Source organism: Paraburkholderia sp. SARCC-3016 (genome assembly GCF_031119615.1).
Taxonomy (GTDB): Bacteria; Pseudomonadota; Gammaproteobacteria; order Burkholderiales; family Burkholderiaceae; genus Paraburkholderia.
The window spans coordinates 1-18,561 of the sequence record NZ_JAVHZD010000051.1 but is presented as its reverse complement, the minus strand read 5'-3'; the positions used below and the strand labels follow the sequence as shown (position 1 = coordinate 18,561).

Below are 18,561 nucleotides of genomic sequence, written 5' to 3'. Positions count from 1 at the left end.
CGGCGAAGAGAAAGGTGCTGGGGTCGTGCATCGCGTCAGTGCTCTTCCGCGCTGCCTTTGCCGAGTTCCGCCTTCAGTACGAACGCGTTTGCCGCGGCATACTGCTGCCCCGGCTGCAGGCCGGCGACGATTTCGATGGTCTGCGCGTCACGCCGCCCGGTTTGCACCGGTTGTGCGACGAAGCCCTTCGGCGACAGGACGAACACGGACGGCGCGCCGTCGATATCCAGCAATGCATCGGCGCGCACGGCGACGGGCACGTCGCGAGCATCGGCATCGACGGCTACATCGACGAACATGCCGGGCCGCCATGCACCGCCCGGATTCGCCAACACGACGCGAGCAGGCGCGGTACGCGTCGCTTCGCCGAGCAATGCGCCGACGAAGGCGATGCGTCCGCTCGCGCTCGACTCGAACGCGGTGGCGCTGACGGTTACCGCGCGGCCGACGCGCACGTCGTTCAGACGCTGCGCGGGCACGGCCATTTCGGCCCAAACGGACGAGAGATCCGAAAGCACGAACACATTGGTGTCGCCGGCGACCGCTTCGCCTGCCACGATGTGCTTTTCTATGACGGTTCCCGCGAACGGCGCGCGCAATTCATAGCGATTCAATGCGCCTGCGCCGGAGTTCGCATCGATTGCGGCAAGCTTCTGACGCGCGTTTTGAGCGGCGATTTCGGCTTCACGCAGTTGCGTTTGCGCTTGCAGATAATCCTGTTCGGCGGAGATGCGCTCCTGCCACAGCGACCGTTCGCGTTCGTACGTGGTGCGCGCAGCGCTCAAGCGGCGCTGCGCGGCAAGCAGTTCGCTGCGGCGGTCCGCAAGATCCGGGCTCGATATCACCGCGAGCAGTTGCCCCTGCTTGACGGTTTGCCCGATCGATACGTCCACGCGTTCGACAATGCCTGCGACGCGCGGCACGACGTGCGCGGTGTGGTCTTCGTCGAGCCTGATTTCGCCGGGCAGGCGAAGGCGGTCGACCACCTGCGCGGGCCCCGCCCGTGAGATTTCAATTCGGCTGGATTTGATCTGCTCCGCATTGAGCGCGATGGCCCCGTCTGCTTGCGAAAACGTGAAAGTCGCGGAGCGGTCGCTCGCTGTGACCGCGATCGTTGCGTCAAATACGTGCGGCCGCGCGATGGCGGTGATGGTGGTGAAGCGCGATGCCGCGTCAGCGGCGAAGCTCAACGGTTGACGTGTGCCGTCATAACGACCGAGCGATCCGGTCACGCTGACATTCTTCGTGGCGCGCTTGCCGTCGACGAAAGGCAAAACGACGAGCCGTGCGTCCCCATCCTTTTCGGACATCGACACTTCGATCGAGAGCGCGCCGCTCGTCAGCAGCGTGCCGCCGCTGCTTCCCATTGGACGATCGGTTGCCATTGCAACTTTAGCGGGCAGTGCTGCCGCGCTTGCCGGTTCGCGCGCCCGCAGGAGCACGGCGACGATGATCGCGATCAGAATGAAGGCGCTAATCATGGCGCTGGTCCTGTATTTGCGCGGCAAGATCGAATGTTTCATGTCAGTAGCCCATGGAAGTGATGGCATCGCGTCGGGTCGGATACGCTGGAGCGCCGACTAGCCGTCCTATCTCCGCGTAGGCGCGGTGCGCATCGCCGAGTGCCTGCACGTATTGCGATTGGCCTTGAAACAGGGTGCGCTGCGCGTCGAGCACGTCGAGAAATCCGAACTTTCCGAGTTCGTAGCCGCGCGACACCGCGTCGAGTGCCCCGCGGGCCGCGGGCAGCACATCGGCCTTCAGGCGGCGCGCTTCGTCGGCGGCGGTTTCGTATGCGGCATAGGCTTGCGTCAATTCGAGCTGCAGACGTGCGCGTGCGGCGTCGACGTCCGCATCGGCTTTTTCCGCCTGATGCACGGCCTCTAACAGCGCGCCCTTGTTCGTATCGAAGACCGGCAGCGGAATCGAGATACCGATCACCGCCTGATTGATCGCCGCGCCGGCGGTCGAGATGCGCTTCATGCCGGCGCTGATCGTGATGTCGGGAATGCGTTTCGCTTTTTCCACCGTGATCGCGGCGTTCGCGCGCAATGCTTCGGCGCGCGCCGCGCGTGAATCAGGTCCGCTGTCTATGCGCGGGAGAAGCTCGGCTAAAGGCTCGACTGACGCAAGCGTCTCGAGATCGCCGGTTGCGGTACGCGTGCGCGCCGCCTCGCTGCCCGTCGCATTCGCGAGCGCGTCGAGCGCGGCGGCCACGCGGCGGCGTGCGTTGGCCGTTTCGATGTCGGCTGCGCTGGCGGCCACGCGCGCCTTCGTCGCTTCGACGGGCGACACCTTGCCGGCACGCGCGCGACGATCGGCGATGCCGGCGGAACGTGCGGCGAGTTGCGCCGACTTATTGGCCACCTGCAGTTGGCGCTGCGCGGCGAGCAGACCGTAGAAGGCGCTTGCGACATCGGCCTGCAACGCGGCCGCACGGCTATCGAGCGAGGCAAGCGCAGCCTCGCGCCGGTATGACGCGACATCGAGGCGCGCGTTGCGTTTGCCGCCGAGTTCGATCGTCTGGTTGATAAGCGCAGTCGAGGTGCGGTCTGCGCCGCTCAATCCTTCCTGCAATAGCGACAGCGATGGATTCGGGCGCGCAGCGGCTTGCACGATTGCGCCGCTAGTCGCTTCGGCATTGAAGCGGGCGCTGCGCAATTGTGGATTGTTTTGTGCAGCAAGCGCGAATGCGTCGTCGAGCGTGAGAGGCTCCGCACGGGCCACTGTTGCTCCTAGCGAGACCACCGCAAGGAATGCTGAAAGTGTGTATCTGAGCATGTAGCGGACGCAACGTGAGACTGGATGCGATTGATGCTACGGATCGGGCACAGTGCGAAGATGAACCGAACATGACATTTTCGTCATGTCGTAAATCGTGATCGCACGCATTTTTTCGAGGTATATCCGTCAGCCGGACTAGAATGGTGGGCCTGACTGCTAAACGGAAGATGTGATGAAAGATGCATTCGAACGTCGGGCACTGCTATTGCACCTCGGCGCGGTGCTCGAGGCGATGGACAAGGTTCTGTCCCATTCAGCCGATCACGCGACGATTACGCTGCGCGAGCTTTTATCGGCGCACGGCGCGCTTGCGAAGCTGCCGTTGTTGCAGCATGTATCGGGTGAGATGACCGTGCATGAATTCGCGCGGCGCGTCAGTACGGCGTTTGCCGTCTGGCCGGCCGAATTGCTCGAAACCGCGTTGAATCGCGACCGTCTTGCGGCCGTGGTGCGCGACAGGCTGTTCGCCGCAAACGACGACGGCTGGCGTGCTTATGTGGCAAGCCTGAAAGACGAGGTCTCGTGGTTCGGCGACGAGTTGCCGCCGCTGCCGCGAGCTGCACCCGAAGCGGCCGCCGGCCTTTATCCATCGTGGCCGTGGAAACCGCAAAACTGATCTCAAAGCGCCTATGCTGCCCGGCCCCATTCTCACTGAAGCGTTGTTGCGGATGATTATCGCCATGCTCGTCGGCTGCATCATCGGCATCGATCGCAACATGCGCGGCAAGCCCACGGGCGTCAAAACGCTTGGCCTCGTCGCGCTCGGCTCGTGCCTCGTGACGATGGCCGGCGCGGGTTTCGCGCTGCATGGGGTGGCCGGTGTCGACGCGACGTCGCGCGCGATTCAGGGCATCGTGACCGGCATCGGTTTTCTCGGCGCCGGCGTGATCGTGCAGAACGCTCAGTTCGACAAGATTCGCGGCCTCACGACGGCCGCATCGATATGGGTGACCGCCGCGCTGGGTATTGTGTGCGGGGTCGGCGCGTGGTCGATCGCGCTGATCGCGGCGTTCCTGTTTATGGTGTTGCTGATTTTCGGCCGCGTTGCCGAGCGCGCGCTGCATCGGTACTGGCTCGCGAAACCTAAGGAACATCGCGATGCGATCATCGAAAGCGAGGAATAGGGCTAGGCGGGCATAGCCAACACCGCGCCGATGTACGCAACGCTGCGTCAGCCGCTAGCCCGATGCGCGAGCGCGAGGCGCGCTTTCTGCTCGGGGCTTCCCTCGACGAAATATTTGTCCGCCCATGTCCCGTCCGGCTGCAGAACAAGACGTTCGCGCTTGTGACCGCTCTGCTGTTCGTCGATCGCAATCGCGCGCGCCCGATAGTGTTCGTACAGACGCAAAAACTCCGCGAGATAAATTCCCGCGATGCGCTTGTCGCGAATCTCGAGCAGGTTCTCGTCGTTGAAATGCTCGGAGTTGTTGCTCATATTCGCGGAGCCCGTATAGACGACCGGATTGTCGCCTTCCGCATCGATCACGAGAAACTTGTGGTGGATGATGACGGGCGCATACGGCGGCGCATGTTCGCCGGGAAAAAGCTGCAGTTCCGGCGTAAATCCGTCCGGCACGGTGGCCGGCGAAAAGAACGCCGCATCGATCACATCCTTCTGGTTCTTGCTGCGATGGTAGAGCTCGAGGTTCGCCAGTTCGGTGGAATTGAGCACCTTGCCGTCCTGCTGGGCCTGCCCGGCTTCGTCGGCCGATTTTTCGCTGATGTGATTGACGAGCCCGAACATCATGAGCCCTTTGTCGCCGGCCTCGAAACATGCGTCGCGCAGCGGCGCGTCTGTCGGCATAAAGAGGCAGAACACTACCGAATGCTTTGCGATGCCGATCGCGTCGATAATCGTATCGATTTGCGTACGCTGGTCTTTAGGCTCAGGCGAGAAGCACACGCGAACCTTCGCATCGCCAACCGTGACCGGTTCGGTCCAGCCGTTGGCCAGTTTCGCGGTTTCGGCGATCGTCGGATCCCGCGCAAGGCTCGCGGCGCGATCGCTATAGATCTGTGCAAGCGCAGGCGATTCGAACAGATGCAGCACGTTCGCCTGCTCGGTCAGCCCCTCGGTCGTGAAGTTTGCCGAGCCTGTCAATAATTGCGCGGGCCGCGATCCGCCGTTGCCGTCGTCGCTCACAATGAACTTGTCGTGCATGATGTGCGTCTTCGTCCGCCCGGACAGCGTTGCGATGCCCTCGAGTGCGTTGACGGCGGGCTGGTTCGGCGACGGCAATGTCTTGCCCTTTTCGCGCACCTGATGGGCGTCATAGACGAGTGCCAGCGCAGTCTTGCCGTGCGTTTTGCCGAACGCTTCGAACGCGGGCAATGCCCACAACGTATCGGTCAGGTGATAGACGGCGGCGACCGCACGTTGCGCATCGGCGAAGATCGTCTTGAAGGTATCTTCGATATCGTTCGCAAGCCAGGTTCGCAATTGCAGCGCCTCGGCTTTCGATGGCGCTTCCTTCGCTGTCAGATGCAGTGCGTCGACCATCCGCGCGAAAGCCTGCGAGCTGACCACCGCACGGTTGAACCAGCTGCCTATCCCGCGTTCGATATGGGCCGGCAACGTAACGCGGCACGTCGCGGCTTCGCTTTCCATGAGTTCGGGTGCCGATGGCTTTCCCGTGACCGGATACACCTCGTATTCGAAATGCTGCTGCCGGTCCGGCGGATCGATGCGCGCGTCCCACCACATGAACTTCTGGATCGGCGCGGTATTCGTCGGCGCGTCGCGCTGTGTGTCGGGCACCGGCCCGTCGAATGTGATCCGGTTTGGCAGCCAGCTGCTCGCTTCGCGCGTTTTACCGGATGCATCGAAAAAGCCCGGCGTCCGTTTGATCGCGAAGCCCAGGAAATCGTCCCGGCCTTTGCCTTGCGGCCAATCGAATGCGAGCAGCACGAGCGTGGGGGACAGATAAGCGCGCACGACGACAGCCATGAGTTGCCTCCTCGATCGTTGAGTCCGAAGAGACCAGTCTGGCTAGTACGTATATTGAAACGATGAAGCTTATATGTCGTTTTCGAGGCAAGGCGGCGACGTATCGCTTGCAGCATACGTGCGGCTTTCATCCCGCGAGGCGGCCGAACGATATTCAGCCGCCCGAAGAGCGTCCTGTGCGTCTGAACACCCACCAGCCCGCGAGCGCCGTCAGGCCGACCACGGTCAGCACCATGACCCAGAAGCCATGATGATTTTCCGCGAGCGGCACGCCACCGACGTTCATGCCGAAAAGGCCGGCGATGATATTGATCGGCAGCGCGAGCACCGTGACGAGGGTCAGGGTGAACAGCGTGCGGTTCGTCTGCTCGTCGAGACGCGCAGCAATTTCTTCCTGCAGCAGCTTGATCCGCTCGGCAAGTCCCGACAGGTCGCCGAGCACGAGCGAAAATTCTTCGGTCGAATCGCGCAGATGCTGAACGTCCTGTTCCGATAGCCATTTCGGCGGACGCACCAGCAGGCGAAAGATAGAACCGGGCTCCGGCGCGAGCAGCCGTTGCAACCGCACCAGCACGCGCCGCATCGCGCCAAGATCGCGGCGGCTCTCCACCGACTGTTTCGACAGAAAGTGATCTTCGATACTGTCGACTTCGATGCTGCTCGAGCGCACGATCTGCACGAGCAGATCGGCCTGGTCGCGCATCAGATGAATCAGCAGTTCGGCCGGCGTGCTGAAAATCTCGCCCTCGCGCACTGCGGCGCGCAGGCGGTCGACCGAACGCAACTGCTTGAGGCGCGCGGTGACCATGATGTTCTTGTGCGTGTAGACCCACAGCGTGGCGATTTCGGACGGCGTTTTCTCGAAGTCGAAGATCACGTCGTTGACGACTGCAAGCAGCGCGCCGTGCTGATGCTCGATGCGTGTGGAGTGCGAGCCTTCGCGCAGCGCCTCGAAATATTCGTCGGGCAGGTCGAGGTGCGCGTGCATCCACCGTTCGCTCGCGACATGCGCAAGATTGAAGTGGAGCCAAAGAAAATCGCCGCTCGCACGTTCGCGATTCGCTTCGTAATCGGCGAGCCACCGTGCGACGGAATCGGAGTCGATCGGTACGCCCGGTTGACCGGAAACGAACCGGAAGCTGCAAACGAGCCCCGACTGGTCCGCTCCGTAAGTAGAAGGCGCCAGGTTCAGTTTCATAGGCAACGACGCTTTGATCGAAAGAAAACTGGGGGGAACTGGGCGAAAACCAAATGGAATCGGCGAAAACCTATCAGATTTCGCCGGATATTGTGACATATTCATTTCGCCGCCCGCTCATCCGGCGATGATTCACGGCCCGTCTTGCAGCCCGATCCATACGTAATTTCAAGGCCCGGCGCGGTGCATAGCCGCAGCCGATATTGTGAAGATTCATCGTTCAGTCACATTCATCCTCAACAATCGCGACGCCGCTCGACAAAACGGCCACTGAAATAAGGCGACACGATCCCGCTGCAACGACAGCAGGACACCTACGCCGGCACCACCTCGGGGAATCGCAACATGACTATCCGTCATCGCATTACGCTTTAGGTGATTTTGATGTTCGTCGCTCTGTCGGCTATCGGCGGTTACGCCGTGTATCAGACCAGAGGGAGCGCGACCGAAGTCAGGAAGGTGACGGAAGGCGTCGTGCCCAGCGCGCTCGCGTCCGCCGACCTCGTCTCGCAGGTAAAGGACGTTCAGATCGCCACCATGACACTCGTCTATGCGCCCGATGCGAACATAGTCTCGCAGGCCGAGGACGAGCTGAAGAAAAAGCGCGAAACGTTGAAACAGGCGCTGGCCCTGCAAGGGAAAGACGCGGCAAGCCAGGCGCAAAAAGGACTGGTGACGCAAGCACAGGAAAGCCTTGCCAACTACTTCGCCGCCATCGACGACACCGCGAAGATGAAGCTCGCGGGCAAGAACGAAATGGCCCAGGCATATCTGTTCGCGAATGTCGCCGAGTATCGCGACGAACTCGAAGGCATTGTCGAAACGCTGCGCATCGAGAAAAACCGCCAGAAAGACGAGGCTATCGCCGGTCTGAACAACCAGCTCGCGACCACCACCATGGCGATCGCCGCCGTCACCGGCATCGCGATTTTGCTGCTGACCGGCATCGGCGCGCTGCTATACCGTCAGATCACGCGCCCGCTGTCGCGCATGCAGGCGATGATGAGCGAGATCGCCGCGAGCCAGGATTTCACTCGCCGCGTGCCGGTGGGCCGCCTCGACGAAATTGGCCGCTCGATTGTCGCGTTCAACGGCATGATCGAGAAGATCCAGGAAAACCAGCTGCTGCTGAAACAGAAGACGGCCGATATCCAGGCAATGCTGCAAAACATGCAGCAGGGCATCCTGACCGTGATCGACGATGCGGTGATTCATTCGGAGTATTCGGCCTATCTCGAAGCGATCTTCGAAACGAGCGACATCGCCGGCCGTCCGCTGATGGATCTCGTGTTCAGCGATACCGGCCTCGGCGCGGACGAACTTTCGCAGATCGACGCGGCGACGCACGCTTGCCTCGGCGAAGATGCGATCAACTTCGAGTTCAACCAGCATCTGCTCGTCAGCGAAATCGCGAAGCGCATGCCCGATGGCCGCGTGAAGACGCTCGATCTGAGCTGGTCTGCAATCACCGACGAAAGCGACACGATCGTGCGCCTGATGCTGTGCGTGCGCGATGTGACCGAGCTGCGCAAGCTCGCGGCCGAAGCAGGCGAACAGAAGCGCCGCCTCGAGATGATCGGCGAAATTCTCGCGGTCAACGAAGAGAAGTTCCATCACTTCATCGATAGCGCAAGTGGCTTCGTCAGCGAAAACGAGCGGATCATCCGCAAGCACGAGCTGCCCGACGGCGGCGCGATTGCCGAACTGTTCCGCAACATGCATACGATCAAGGGCAATGCGCGCACGTACAATCTGCAGCATCTGACGAACATCGTGCACGAAGCCGAGCAGCGCTACGAAGAACTGCGCCGTGACGATGCCGAGCGCGTGTGGGATCAGGAACAGCTGATGGCCGAACTCGGCCGCGTGCGCGAGGCGATCGACAGCTACGCGAAAATCAATGAAATCAGCCTTGGCCGCAAGCGCCTCGCGCGCCGCGGCGGCGCCGACCGCTATCTGATGGTCGACAAGGACCATATTGCACACAGCCTGAAATTGATCGAAACCGCGAATACCGGTGACGTCGACGCGCTCGTCACGATGCGCGACGCGCTGCACCGGATGCTGCGCGTGCTCGGCACCGAGAGTGTGGCCGAAACGCTCTCGGGCGTAGTCGATTCGCTGCCGTCGCTGGCCGCCGAACTGGGCAAGGAAACGCCGGTCGTGCGTATCGACGACAACGGTTATCGCCTGCGCAGCCAGGCCGGCGCCACGATGAAGAACGTCTTCATGCATCTGCTGCGCAACTCGATCGATCACGGCATCGAAACGGCCGCGGTGCGCGCCGCGCAGGGCAAGCCGGCCGCGGGTGCGATCGATATCGAAGTCGGTATCGACAAGCACGCGCTGCAGATCACGCTGAGCGACGATGGCCGCGGTCTTGCGCTGAGCCGGATTCGTTCGATTGCCGTCGAGCGCGGCTGGATCGACGCAGATGCGCGGGTCAGCGACGAAGAAGTCGCCGAGTTCATTTTCCGCCCGGGCTTTTCTACCGCCGAGCACGTGACCGAAGTATCGGGGCGCGGCGTCGGCATGGATGCGGTGCGCGATTTCCTGAGCCGCGAACACGGCAGTATCGAGCTGCGTTTCACCGACGACCGCAAGGGCGCCGAGTTCCGCCAGTTCCAGACGATCGTCTGCCTGCCGGACAGCTTCGCGGTGGACAGCCTCGGTGCGGACGCGCGTAGCGACGACACGGCGCACTCGCCGTCGATCGGTCATGGTCATCTGGCCGGTTGAGCCGGCTCGCGAGGCGCTTGCGGGCCGCACGCCGGCTATCGTGCCTCGCGTCTATGGAATGCTTGAAGGATGGGTGTGATTCAACAGTATGTAGCAGTTGCCGTCGCGGCCGGTGTGATCACCGCCGTGTTCGCATTCGTCGTGTACCGGTTACATCGCGCGCGGCTGATCGAACGGTTGCGCGACGAAGCCGATGCGCGAATCGACGCGCTCGCCCGCGACGACGACCGCCATACCGCGTTGCTTGCGCAAGCTGAAGCAGACAAGCGCGAACTCGAAGCATCGATCGAGCAGCTGCGCGGCGCGCTCGCACAGCAAGCGGCGCTCGTCGACGAAACGCGCGCGTCGTTGCAGGAGGCGACCGGAAACCGCGAGCAATGGACGCGCGACGCGCAGCAGCTCGCCCGCGAAGCGTCGCGTCTGAAGGGTCTGGCGGGGACGTTCGAACGCTGGCACGAACAGATGATCTCGCTGATGACGCAGAACCAGGACATGCACGCGAAGAACCAGGAGCTGTCGTCGATCGTGCGGCACGTGGTGATCGTGTCGCTGAACGCGTCGATCGAGGCCGCGCGCGCGGGACAGGCCGGGCGTGGCTTTGCGGTGGTTGCAAGCGAGGTGCGCGCGCTTGCCGCGCGTTCGGAGGAATTGTCGAAGAGCTATCGCGACAGCCTCCATCGCAACGATCTGACGACGACCGCGACGTTTCAGGACATCCAGGCGGGCGGCAAGATGGTCGCCGCGTCGCTCGCGAGTGTCGAAGCACTCGCGAACCAGTTCCAGGCAAAACTTCAGTAGGCGCCGGACGTGATTAGCGCACAAGCGAAGGAAAGCTTCGAGCGCATCCTGCAGAAGGCTGCGCAAACGAGGCTGACGGTGGACTCGGCCGATACGTGTCGATTCGTGCCGCAAACGCGGCGGCAGGGCACGGACGTGGCCGCCGAGGCCGTTGCGAACGCGGGCGTGGCCCGCACGACGACCGATCGTGCGAACGACGCGAACGTCGTGGTCCTGACGATTTCATCGATCTCGTTCCGTCTGTTGCTGATGCTGCACGTGAACGAAGACGCCGCGACCGTCGGGTACTACACGAACGGTGACGCGGAACGGACGTTCAGCGAAGTGTTCCAGGAAATCTGCAACCTGTGCTGCGGCGCGATCAATCAGGAACTGCTGAGCTACTTTCCGGACCTGGGCATGTCGACGCCCTATATGTTGAGCGCGCGTTGCCTGCCGTATCTGGAAGGGCTCAAGCCCGCCCTGCTCGAGACGTGGGCTGTGACGATCAACGATTCGGTGCAGCTGTCCGCCACGCTATGCGTGTGTGCGCATGCGCCGATCGATTTCATGGCCGACGTGAGCATTGCCGAAGACACGAGCGGCGAACTCGAGCTGTTCTGATCTATCCGTTGGACAAACCCGCAGGCGAGCGATGAACCTCAACAAACCGGTCAGCAAGGTGCTGGTGCTCGACGAGAGCCCACTGCACATGGACACCATCAAGCGCTTCTGCGACGAGAACAACCTCGTTGGCGTGAAGGTGCGTAAAAGCCGTTTGCTGTCGGTGCTGCGCGCGAACATCGACCTCGGCGCGATCCTGCTCGACGAAAACTACGGCGGCTCGCCCGACGAGGCCGCGGCGATCGCGAACCGCGTGTATGCGGTGCGCCCCGAATTGCCGATCATCATGCGGCGCGAAGCGCGCACGACACTCGACGATCTGCCCGAGAGCCTGCGGCAGATTATCTGCGCGGCCTACGTGGCGTCGGATATGTCGCCGCTGCGCGAAGTGATCGACCGCTATATTTTCAGCCTCGATTACCCGAATGTGCTCGTGCGCGGCATTTCGGAAATCAGCGAGTCGAAGCTCTCGACGCTGTTCAAGGACTTCACGATTACCTGCGCGCCGCCGACCATCGTGCGCGACCGCATTATCTTCGGCGAGGTATTCAGCCTGATCGCGCTCGAAAGCGCATGGTGTCGCGGCTACATGATGATCCAGGCGGAAGAAGAACCGCTGCTCGCGCTGCTCGACCGGCGCGGCACCGGCCACGGCGCAGCCGATTTCCGCGACCTCAACGATCTGCTCGGCGAACTGACGAATCTGATCTGGGGCGCGTTCAAGAACCGCTACCTGGGCGACGCCGACACGCTCGCACGCGCCCAGGTGCAAGTGCCGCTGCTCGTCAATCACCGGCAGAAATACATTTCGTTCGGCTCGGAAAACCCGCAACTGTGCTTCGTCTATACGATCACCGACGAGGAATCGGGCCGTTCGGTCAACCTGCATCAACGTTTCGTGTTCAGCCTCAGCTGGTCGCCCGAGGAATTCAGGGAGATCACCGAGCAGCCGGGCACGACGGTCGAAGCAGGCGAACTCGATCTGTTCTGACAGGCGTTACGGAGAAACCAGCATGGCAAAGATTCTGGTAGTGGACGATTCGAGCACGGTGCGCGACGAAGTGGCCGGCTTTCTGAAGAAAAACGGTCTCGACGTCGATACGGCAGTTGACGGCAAGGACGGCCTCGCGAAACTGAAGGCCAGCCCCGGCACGAAGCTCGTGATCAGCGACGTGAACATGCCGAACATGGACGGCCTGACGATGGTCGAGAAGATTCGCGGCGAACTCGGCAATGCGACGGTCAACGTGATCATGCTGACCACCGAAAGCAGCCCCGCAATGAAGGAACGCGGCAAGGCAGCGGGCGTGAAGGGCTGGATCGTCAAGCCGTTCAAGGGTGAAGCGGTGCTCGAGACGTTCCGCAAGCTCGCAGGCTGAGCGCGCACATCGAAGCAGCGTTGAGGCGGCCGGTTTGGCGCGGCAGGGCGGTTTCAATGCGGCAGGTTGGTGCCGCAGGTTGGTGCCGCAGAAAGGAGCCCTGCCGCGCGCCTGCCCGTTCGCATTTTCGTTCAGGACTTCGCGGGGCGCCCTGTCTTAACGGTATCGAGCGCCGACACAGCGGCGATAAGCCGCTTCGGCTGCGCCTCGGCGAGCAGTGCGAGGCCTGCGCGCAGCAATTCGCTCTTCTTTACCGACACGCCCGCATCGAGGCAGCGCTGCTTCAGTTCGGCAATTTTCATGTAGTCGGACTTCGGCATCGTGAAGCTATCGCGCACGACCTTGTCTTTCTTGATGCGGCGCGCCTTTTCTTCTTTGCCGTCTTTCGGGTTCGCGGCCTTCTTCACGCTTTTGATTGCCTTGACGGCCTTCCCGGCCGGCTGCTGCTGTGCTTGATCCGCTTTCGGCGCCTTCACAGCGGGTTTAGCTGCCTCAACCGCAGGCTTAGCGGCGGGCTTTGCGGATTTCACTGCCTTCACTGCCTTGGTGGTTTTTGCGGTCTTTGCCGTTTTGCCGGCGCTCGTATTGCTTTTCGCCGGCGTTGCTTTTTCCGTTTCTGCCATCACTCGATCTCCTTCGGAATCTTATAAACGATATAAACAGTATATACGGTTTTCTGAGACGCCAATTTCCCCGGTCCGTTGTCATCGAGCGCAGGGCGAACCATGTGGTTTGCATAGAAGTCTCAGGCTTGAGAGGCTCAGCGCGTAACGAAACGTAATCAATCGGCTTAATGGTCGTAATGCGCGTAACACGCGACGGCACTAGACTGTGCCCCACTCGGTGCGCCAGTCCCGGCGCACTGCTGGGGGGGACACCCTATGCTGTCAGTCGACCGGACGGTATCGTTAGCCGATGCCTCGGCGGGAGCGCCGGAGGCGAGCGCCTATGTATGGCCGCGCCGAACCCGGCGGTTATCCGCCACCCTCTGCAAGCTGTTCTATCGCTGGACCCATTCGCGCGCGTATCGTCATAACGAGCGCCTGTGGCGCGCGGTGTCGATCGATCGCGATGCGCAACGATGCATTGCGGCGATGCGTATCGGGCGACACCGGCTCGCTATCGAAAACACGTCGGCGCTGCTCGGCTCGCGTACCGGAGCCTGTCATCTGATTGCGGCGGGTCCATCGATCAATGCGATCGACTACAGCAAACTCGATCTCGATCACGTGATGGGCGTCAATGGCGCCATTGCGCTGCAGGACCGGCACGACTTGCGTTTTGATTATTACTGCGTTGTCGATGCAGGGTTCGCGCGCAATCGGCCCGATCTCGTTGCGCGCATCTTGCGACAGCCGCTCGTTCTGTTCGCCACGCCGCTTGTGCTCTGGTATATCGCGCAGTATTTTCCGCTGGACGGCATGCGCTGCCGGGTGTTCGTGATCGAAGACGTGCAGTATCCGGCCGGAAAACGTGCGTTGCGCGGCCGCGATCTGAACGCGTCGTCTGCGCGCAGCGACCTCGTCTTGTTCGATGAAGAGCGCGTGCTCGGTTTTAGCCTCGATGTACGGCACGGCGTATTCGACGGCTGCACGGTTGCATATGCGGGCTTGCAGGTGCTGCATTCGCTGGGCTTCGACAGTGTATTTCTGCATGGCGTCGATCTGCGCAATGCGTCGCGCACGCCGCGCTTCTACGAAACCGGAGGCAATATGCAACCGAGCGCGCTCGACCGGAATTTCGGCGCGCATATCGAGCCTTCGTTCAGGCAGGCGTCGGCCTTGCTGAAGCAACGTGGCGTACGCGTCGTCAATCTGTCGATGGAGAGCGCACTCGACGCCGGCATCTTCGAGAAGCGAAGCTGGCACTCGCTACTCGGTCTGCGCACGCGTGCCGCGCGGAAAATGCAGGCCTGAGCCGCAGTCGCGCAATTGCCACCGCAGCCGCATCCTATGAAGGTCGTTCATCTATCCAACACACCGGTGGCCGGCAGCCCCGGCAATATCGTGTCGGCGCTCAACCGCCTCACCGATATTCGCGCGCGTCATGTGGTGTTCAATGCGGCTGCCTACCGGACGCGCACATTCGCCATCGACCTCGACTGGCGGACCCAGCAGCAGGAAGCGCTCGACGCGATCGCCGAAGCGGACGTGATCCACATTCACCAATACTTCTCGTTCGATGAGACTTTCGGTGCGAACTTTCAGCAGCGATTCGGCGACAAGAGGCTGATCCGTCAATACCACTCGGCGCCGGATTTATGGGCGAACGGCGACGCGGGCCTGATCGAGCGCATCGTGCGGGAAGGGATGCCGCAGCTGGTGATCGCGCAGGGCCCCGAGCGCTTTTATCCATATGCGCGCGTCGTGCCGAATGTGGTGCCGATCGACGATCCGCGCTATTTGCCTCATCCGGAAGAGGACGGCACGCCGATCGTGACGTTTTCGCCGAGCGGTCGTGCATCGGCATGGAAAGCGCGCTGGGAGACGAAGGGAGTGCCGCAAACGCTCGCATTGTTGCGCAAGCTCGAACGCGAGGGACTGTGCCGCTTGCAGCTGATCGTCGATACGCCACACGATCAGTGTCTGCTTCTCAAGCGACACGCGGCCGTCGCAATCGACGAATGCGTGACCGGCAATTATCACTTGAGCGGACTCGAAGCGCTGGCGCAGGGCAAGCCGACGCTCGGCTATCTGGACCAGCGCGTGCAGTCGCAATTGCGCAAGCTGACCGGCGCAACCGATTTGCCGTGGGTCGACGTACGGCTAGAAGAGGCGGAAGCGCCGTTGCGCGCGCTGCTCGCGGACCGAACGCTACGTGAGCAAATCGGCGCGGCATCGCGGCGCTGGATGGAGACGCACTATGCGGAGCGCGCAACGATCGAGCACTATCGGCGCGCATATCTCGACCTGTTCGAAGCGCCGCAGCAGTTCGGCGTTTCGCGCTTCACGGGCGAGGCCGACGAATGGCGCGCGCGAGTTTGTCCGGATTACAACTGGACAGCGCGCAGGCATCTGCATGCGGGTTGGCGCGACCGGCTACGCATGTGGATAAGAGGCTGAAGCCGTCTTTCGATGGTGAGCCGATCCGGGAGGCCCAACGCAACAGGTGAGGATATCCGGGAACATGGAAAGGACCCGCAAAAAGTGAAAGCACAGAGCCGTTTCAGTGCCTACGCCGTCACGATCAGCAGCGCACCCGTCAACGTCAACGCGCCGCACCACAGCCAGTCGAAATTGATCCACCCGCGTCGCAGCAGGCCGAGCCCGAGGTATTCATAGGCCGCGAAGGCAATCGCGGCTTCGGTCACCAGCGTGACGACCGTATGCAGCGCGGTCATTTGTCCCACCATCTGCAACGACGAAGGCAGCAAACTTGCCGCCGCACTGGAAGCGATCGAAGCAGAAGCCGAAGCTGAAACAGCGGATGCTCCGCCACAAACCGGCAGCAGCGCCGGAATCAGCATCAAGCCCGCGCCGTGCATCGTTGCCATCGCGGCCGACCATAGCGCAAGCCCGATGAATCCCGCCGTCATCCCAACCCGCACGCGATGACGATGCCCATACAGATGGTGATACGCGGCCCACGCAATCAGTATCGCGCCCAACGCGACGTGCAGATGCGAAGTCTGCACGAACACGCCGAACGCGATCGCCGAGGTCATCACGAGCAGCACCGACGCCGCGTGACCGAGCGCGATCGGCGGCAGCGCAAGCAGCATCGCTTTGCGGCTGCCGCGCTGCAGGCCGAGCGCGGCGGCGAACAGCCATCCCATCGCCGGATTCACGCCGTGAAATACGCCGCTGCCGATCACGGTGGCCCACGTCGATGCGAGGCCGCCCGCAAACAGGTCGTTCATAAAGTGTCCGTTGCACGCATTACGGATAGCAGTACGAGTCGGAGGAACCGTCGCCGCCTTCGAGGCGTATCTGGTGCGGACGATGCGTGTCCGGCCACTCGAGGAAAAATTTCGGGTCGAACGCAAGGCCGCCGCCCGGCGCCGCATCGAGCTTGACCATCCAGCCGTCGAGCCCGTCCGGATAGAACTGATCGTCGATCACGCCGTACAGCGAGTTCGTGAAGTACACGCGCTTGCCGTCGCGGCTCACCTCGACCATTTGCGGGCCGCCGTTCAACGGCTTGCCGTCCGCGCCCGCATGCGTCGCGCGCGAAACGATGCCGCCGATGCGCACCGTCCCCGTCAGTTCCGGACGGAACGGATCCGACACATCGTACTGGCGCAGGTCGCCGGTGCCCCAGCACGAGACGTACAGGTAACGGTCGTCGAGCGACAGCGCGATGTCGGTGACGAGCGGCGGCACCGCGCCGAAGCCCTTGAGCATCGGTGGCAACGCATCCGCATCGGCCGGCTCGGCGGGAATTTCGATGATCTTGCGTGCCGCCCACTCGTTGCCTTCGCGGTACCACGTCCAGATCGAAGACGAAAGGTCCTTGAGGCTGATTACCGAATTGACGAAGCCGTATGCCTTCGTCGGGTTATGCGCGGGGCGCAGTTCGAAAACGAGCTGGTTTTCCGCGCCGAAATCGATGACCTGCTTGTGCTTGCGCGTGTTGATGTCCCAGAAGTGCAGACGGTGGCCGTATTTGCCGCCGAGCAGCACGTCCGGCACGAGGCCGTTTTCGAAGGTCGCGGGCAGCCCCCATTCGCTCGTGACGACCGTGTCGTAGCCGAGATGCCACCACACGTCATAGGCGAGTTCCTGCGGGCCGCGGTCGATTTCCCAGCGGCCGCGAATATCGAACGTTTCGTGGTCCATCAGGAAGATGCCGCCCGGCGCTTCGCCTTTGTCGTTCGCGAGCGACGCGACGTAGATGCCGGCCGGCCCGCAATGAACGGTATGCGGCCGCGTATAGCCGGCCTTCGATGCGACTTCGTCGGGCTCGAGCACGCGCACGATTTTCGGGTTCCGGCCATCGGGCTTCGTATCGATGATATGAATGCGCGACGAACGCAGCCCCGGCACGACGAGATAACGTCGTTCCGAATGCGGATGCGGCGCATTGGGGCACAGACAGGAGCTGCACGCATTCCAGCCGAAATGGTGCAGCTCGTCGCCGACGTTCGGCATCTCGACGCGCTTGACGATTTTCCCGTAGTCGGCCGAGGAAGCGTCGACATCGACCACGGCGATATCGTCGGGCAGCTTTCGCAAGGGGTCGAAGCTCGCGACATAGGCGAGCGTCTCCTTCGGTGCGCCGCCTGCGAGCCTCGCCGACGGATAGAAAGTGGGATCGGGTTTCCACGTCGCCATTTCGGTTCTCCGGATGGGGTGATCGATGCTGCGCCGCGACAGCGCGCCTGGCGTTGCATGAGCTTTCAATCGTAGGCAATTAAACGGAAAAGGGTGGCGCGTCGACGCACGTCGTCGTGACGGAGAACCGAGCGTTGCGCGACCGGGCGGCAGCGGGATGCTCACGCAAGCACGCAGCGGCCCTGAAAGGTGAGCGTTTCCGGGAAATGGCGACGTTTACTTCACACAAAAAGCACGCGCTGCAATCCCTGTCAAACGTTGAAGGCAAGGTGTAAAGTACCCGCTATTCGCATTGCATCTGTGTGCAGCCTGGGGAAGAACGCGGTGACTACTTCAGGGCGATCCACCACTCCGTATTCGAGTCCGCGTGTCAGGCGCGAAGGCCTGCTCGAGCAGCAGGCCGCGCTCGCTGCACTATCGCGCATCGACGTTTCGCACGGCGAGCATCTCGAAGAGACCCTGCGCTTCATCACCGAAACGGCCGCGCGCCTGATGAGTGTCGCGCGCGTGAGCCTGTGGCGTTATGACAGCGCGCGCACGGCGATTCATTGCCTCGATCTGTACGAATGCAGCGCGAACCGCCACAGCGACGGCGCGCAGTTGCGCGCCGAGTCGTATCCCGCGTATTTCGCGGCGCTCGCATCGAGTGAAGCGATCGTCGCCGACGACGCGCATCGCGACCCGCGCACCTGCGAGTTCGGCACCAGCTATCTGACGCCGCTCGGTGTCACCGCGATGCTCGATATTCCGATTCGCGTGCAAGGCAAAGTCGGAGGCCAAGCGGTCTTAGGAAGACAAAACATTCTACCAACTCCTTGGCTCACAGAACGACATGGCTAC

17 protein-coding genes are annotated in these 18,561 nt (G+C 62.2%); 10 read left to right on the top strand and 7 right to left on the bottom strand.

The genetic code is table 11. The annotated features are described in order from the left end of the window. Positions 1-35: 35 nt before the first annotated feature. Positions 36-1,508 (bottom strand): efflux RND transporter periplasmic adaptor subunit, encoded by a 1,473-nt coding sequence (locus tag QYH69_RS33345; protein WP_374992553.1) that lies wholly within the window; start codon positions 1,506-1,508, stop codon positions 36-38. Positions 1,509-1,524: 16 nt separating this feature from the next. Next, entirely contained in the window at positions 1,525-2,781 is a 1,257-nt protein-coding gene (locus tag QYH69_RS33340; RefSeq protein ID WP_308835933.1) for a TolC family protein, read from the bottom strand. A gap of 175 nt (positions 2,782-2,956) precedes the next feature. Here QYH69_RS33340 and QYH69_RS33335 point away from each other — a divergent pair, with 175 nt between their 5' ends. Both QYH69_RS33335 and QYH69_RS33330 read left to right on the top strand, forming a co-directional pair. Beyond that, positions 2,957-3,400 (top strand): hypothetical protein, encoded by a 444-nt coding sequence (locus tag QYH69_RS33335; protein WP_308835932.1) that lies wholly within the window; start codon positions 2,957-2,959, stop codon positions 3,398-3,400. Between the two features lie 13 nt (positions 3,401-3,413). Continuing rightward, a complete protein-coding gene (locus QYH69_RS33330; RefSeq protein WP_308835931.1) occupies positions 3,414-3,908 on the top strand; it encodes an MgtC/SapB family protein in 495 nt (164 codons plus the stop codon). 47 nt (positions 3,909-3,955) lie between these two features. Here the strand turns inward: QYH69_RS33330 and QYH69_RS33325 are convergent, their stop codons facing one another. Continuing rightward, positions 3,956-5,731, bottom strand: coding sequence for a phospholipase D-like domain-containing protein (locus QYH69_RS33325; RefSeq protein ID WP_308835930.1), 1,776 nt, complete (start codon positions 5,729-5,731; stop codon positions 3,956-3,958). 154 nt (positions 5,732-5,885) lie between these two features. Continuing rightward, the gene (locus QYH69_RS33320) at positions 5,886-6,929 is read right to left on the bottom strand and encodes a transporter (protein ID WP_308835929.1); all 1,044 of its coding nucleotides are present in this window, start codon (positions 6,927-6,929) and stop codon (positions 5,886-5,888) included. A 384-nt stretch (positions 6,930-7,313) separates the two neighbouring features. On the opposite strand from QYH69_RS33320, the gene QYH69_RS33315 reads away from it, so the two are divergent. The 5 genes from QYH69_RS33315 to QYH69_RS33295 all read left to right on the top strand — a co-directional run bounded on the left by QYH69_RS33315 (position 7,314) and on the right by QYH69_RS33295 (position 12,448). Next, entirely contained in the window at positions 7,314-9,668 is a 2,355-nt protein-coding gene (locus QYH69_RS33315) for a HAMP domain-containing protein (protein ID WP_308835928.1), read from the top strand. Between the two features lie 75 nt (positions 9,669-9,743). Further along, positions 9,744-10,466 carry a methyl-accepting chemotaxis protein gene (locus QYH69_RS33310; protein ID WP_308835952.1) on the top strand — a complete coding sequence of 241 codons (723 nt, stop codon included), beginning with the start codon at positions 9,744-9,746 and terminating at the stop codon, positions 10,464-10,466. A 9-nt stretch (positions 10,467-10,475) separates the two neighbouring features. Then, on the top strand, positions 10,476-11,069 hold the full coding sequence (locus tag QYH69_RS33305) for a hypothetical protein (protein ID WP_308835927.1): 594 nt from the start codon (positions 10,476-10,478) through the stop codon (positions 11,067-11,069). Between the two features lie 31 nt (positions 11,070-11,100). Next, complete coding sequence (locus QYH69_RS33300) at positions 11,101-12,060, top strand: chemotaxis protein CheX (protein ID WP_308835926.1); 960 nt, start codon at positions 11,101-11,103, stop codon at positions 12,058-12,060. Between the two features lie 22 nt (positions 12,061-12,082). Further along, the gene (locus tag QYH69_RS33295) at positions 12,083-12,448 is read left to right on the top strand and encodes a response regulator (RefSeq protein WP_075159281.1); all 366 of its coding nucleotides are present in this window, start codon (positions 12,083-12,085) and stop codon (positions 12,446-12,448) included. 131 nt (positions 12,449-12,579) lie between these two features. Here QYH69_RS33295 and QYH69_RS33290 read toward each other — a convergent pair whose 3' ends face one another. Continuing rightward, the gene (locus QYH69_RS33290; RefSeq protein WP_308835925.1) at positions 12,580-13,071 is read right to left on the bottom strand and encodes a hypothetical protein; all 492 of its coding nucleotides are present in this window, start codon (positions 13,069-13,071) and stop codon (positions 12,580-12,582) included. 258 nt (positions 13,072-13,329) lie between these two features. Between QYH69_RS33290 and QYH69_RS33285 the strand changes: the two genes are divergently transcribed. Together QYH69_RS33285 and QYH69_RS33280 are read left to right on the top strand one after the other, a co-directional pair. Then, on the top strand, positions 13,330-14,364 hold the full coding sequence (locus QYH69_RS33285; RefSeq protein ID WP_308835924.1) for a hypothetical protein: 1,035 nt from the start codon (positions 13,330-13,332) through the stop codon (positions 14,362-14,364). Positions 14,365-14,400: 36 nt separating this feature from the next. Next, the gene (locus QYH69_RS33280; RefSeq protein ID WP_308835923.1) at positions 14,401-15,510 is read left to right on the top strand and encodes a hypothetical protein; all 1,110 of its coding nucleotides are present in this window, start codon (positions 14,401-14,403) and stop codon (positions 15,508-15,510) included. A 110-nt stretch (positions 15,511-15,620) separates the two neighbouring features. Here QYH69_RS33280 and QYH69_RS33275 read toward each other — a convergent pair whose 3' ends face one another. Beyond that, positions 15,621-16,307 carry a hypothetical protein gene (locus QYH69_RS33275; protein WP_308835922.1) on the bottom strand — a complete coding sequence of 229 codons (687 nt, stop codon included), beginning with the start codon at positions 16,305-16,307 and terminating at the stop codon, positions 15,621-15,623. Between the two features lie 19 nt (positions 16,308-16,326). Continuing rightward, positions 16,327-17,721, bottom strand: coding sequence for a selenium-binding family protein (locus QYH69_RS33270; protein ID WP_308835921.1), 1,395 nt, complete (start codon positions 17,719-17,721; stop codon positions 16,327-16,329). 324 nt (positions 17,722-18,045) lie between these two features. Between QYH69_RS33270 and QYH69_RS33265 the strand changes: the two genes are divergently transcribed. Then, positions 18,046-18,561, top strand: a 516-nt coding sequence (locus QYH69_RS33265; protein ID WP_308835920.1) for a GAF domain-containing protein, incomplete at its 3' end; no start/stop codon positions are given.

Coding starts and splice junctions, on each gene's coding strand:
- QYH69_RS33330 (WP_308835931.1), top strand. CDS start 3,414: ATGCTGCCCGGCCCCATTCTCACTGAAGCGTTGTTGCGGATGATTATC.
- QYH69_RS33280 (WP_308835923.1), top strand. CDS start 14,401: ATGAAGGTCGTTCATCTATCCAACACACCGGTGGCCGGCAGCCCCGGC.
- QYH69_RS33290 (WP_308835925.1), bottom strand. CDS start 13,071: ATGGCAGAAACGGAAAAAGCAACGCCGGCGAAAAGCAATACGAGCGCC.
- QYH69_RS33325 (WP_308835930.1), bottom strand. CDS start 5,731: ATGGCTGTCGTCGTGCGCGCTTATCTGTCCCCCACGCTCGTGCTGCTC.
- QYH69_RS33335 (WP_308835932.1), top strand. CDS start 2,957: ATGAAAGATGCATTCGAACGTCGGGCACTGCTATTGCACCTCGGCGCG.
- QYH69_RS33340 (WP_308835933.1), bottom strand. CDS start 2,781: ATGCTCAGATACACACTTTCAGCATTCCTTGCGGTGGTCTCGCTAGGA.
- QYH69_RS33320 (WP_308835929.1), bottom strand. CDS start 6,929: ATGAAACTGAACCTGGCGCCTTCTACTTACGGAGCGGACCAGTCGGGG.
- QYH69_RS33270 (WP_308835921.1), bottom strand. CDS start 17,721: ATGGCGACGTGGAAACCCGATCCCACTTTCTATCCGTCGGCGAGGCTC.
- QYH69_RS33275 (WP_308835922.1), bottom strand. CDS start 16,307: ATGAACGACCTGTTTGCGGGCGGCCTCGCATCGACGTGGGCCACCGTG.
- QYH69_RS33295 (WP_075159281.1), top strand. CDS start 12,083: ATGGCAAAGATTCTGGTAGTGGACGATTCGAGCACGGTGCGCGACGAA.
- QYH69_RS33315 (WP_308835928.1), top strand. CDS start 7,314: ATGTTCGTCGCTCTGTCGGCTATCGGCGGTTACGCCGTGTATCAGACC.
- QYH69_RS33285 (WP_308835924.1), top strand. CDS start 13,330: ATGCTGTCAGTCGACCGGACGGTATCGTTAGCCGATGCCTCGGCGGGA.
- QYH69_RS33300 (WP_308835926.1), top strand. CDS start 11,101: ATGAACCTCAACAAACCGGTCAGCAAGGTGCTGGTGCTCGACGAGAGC.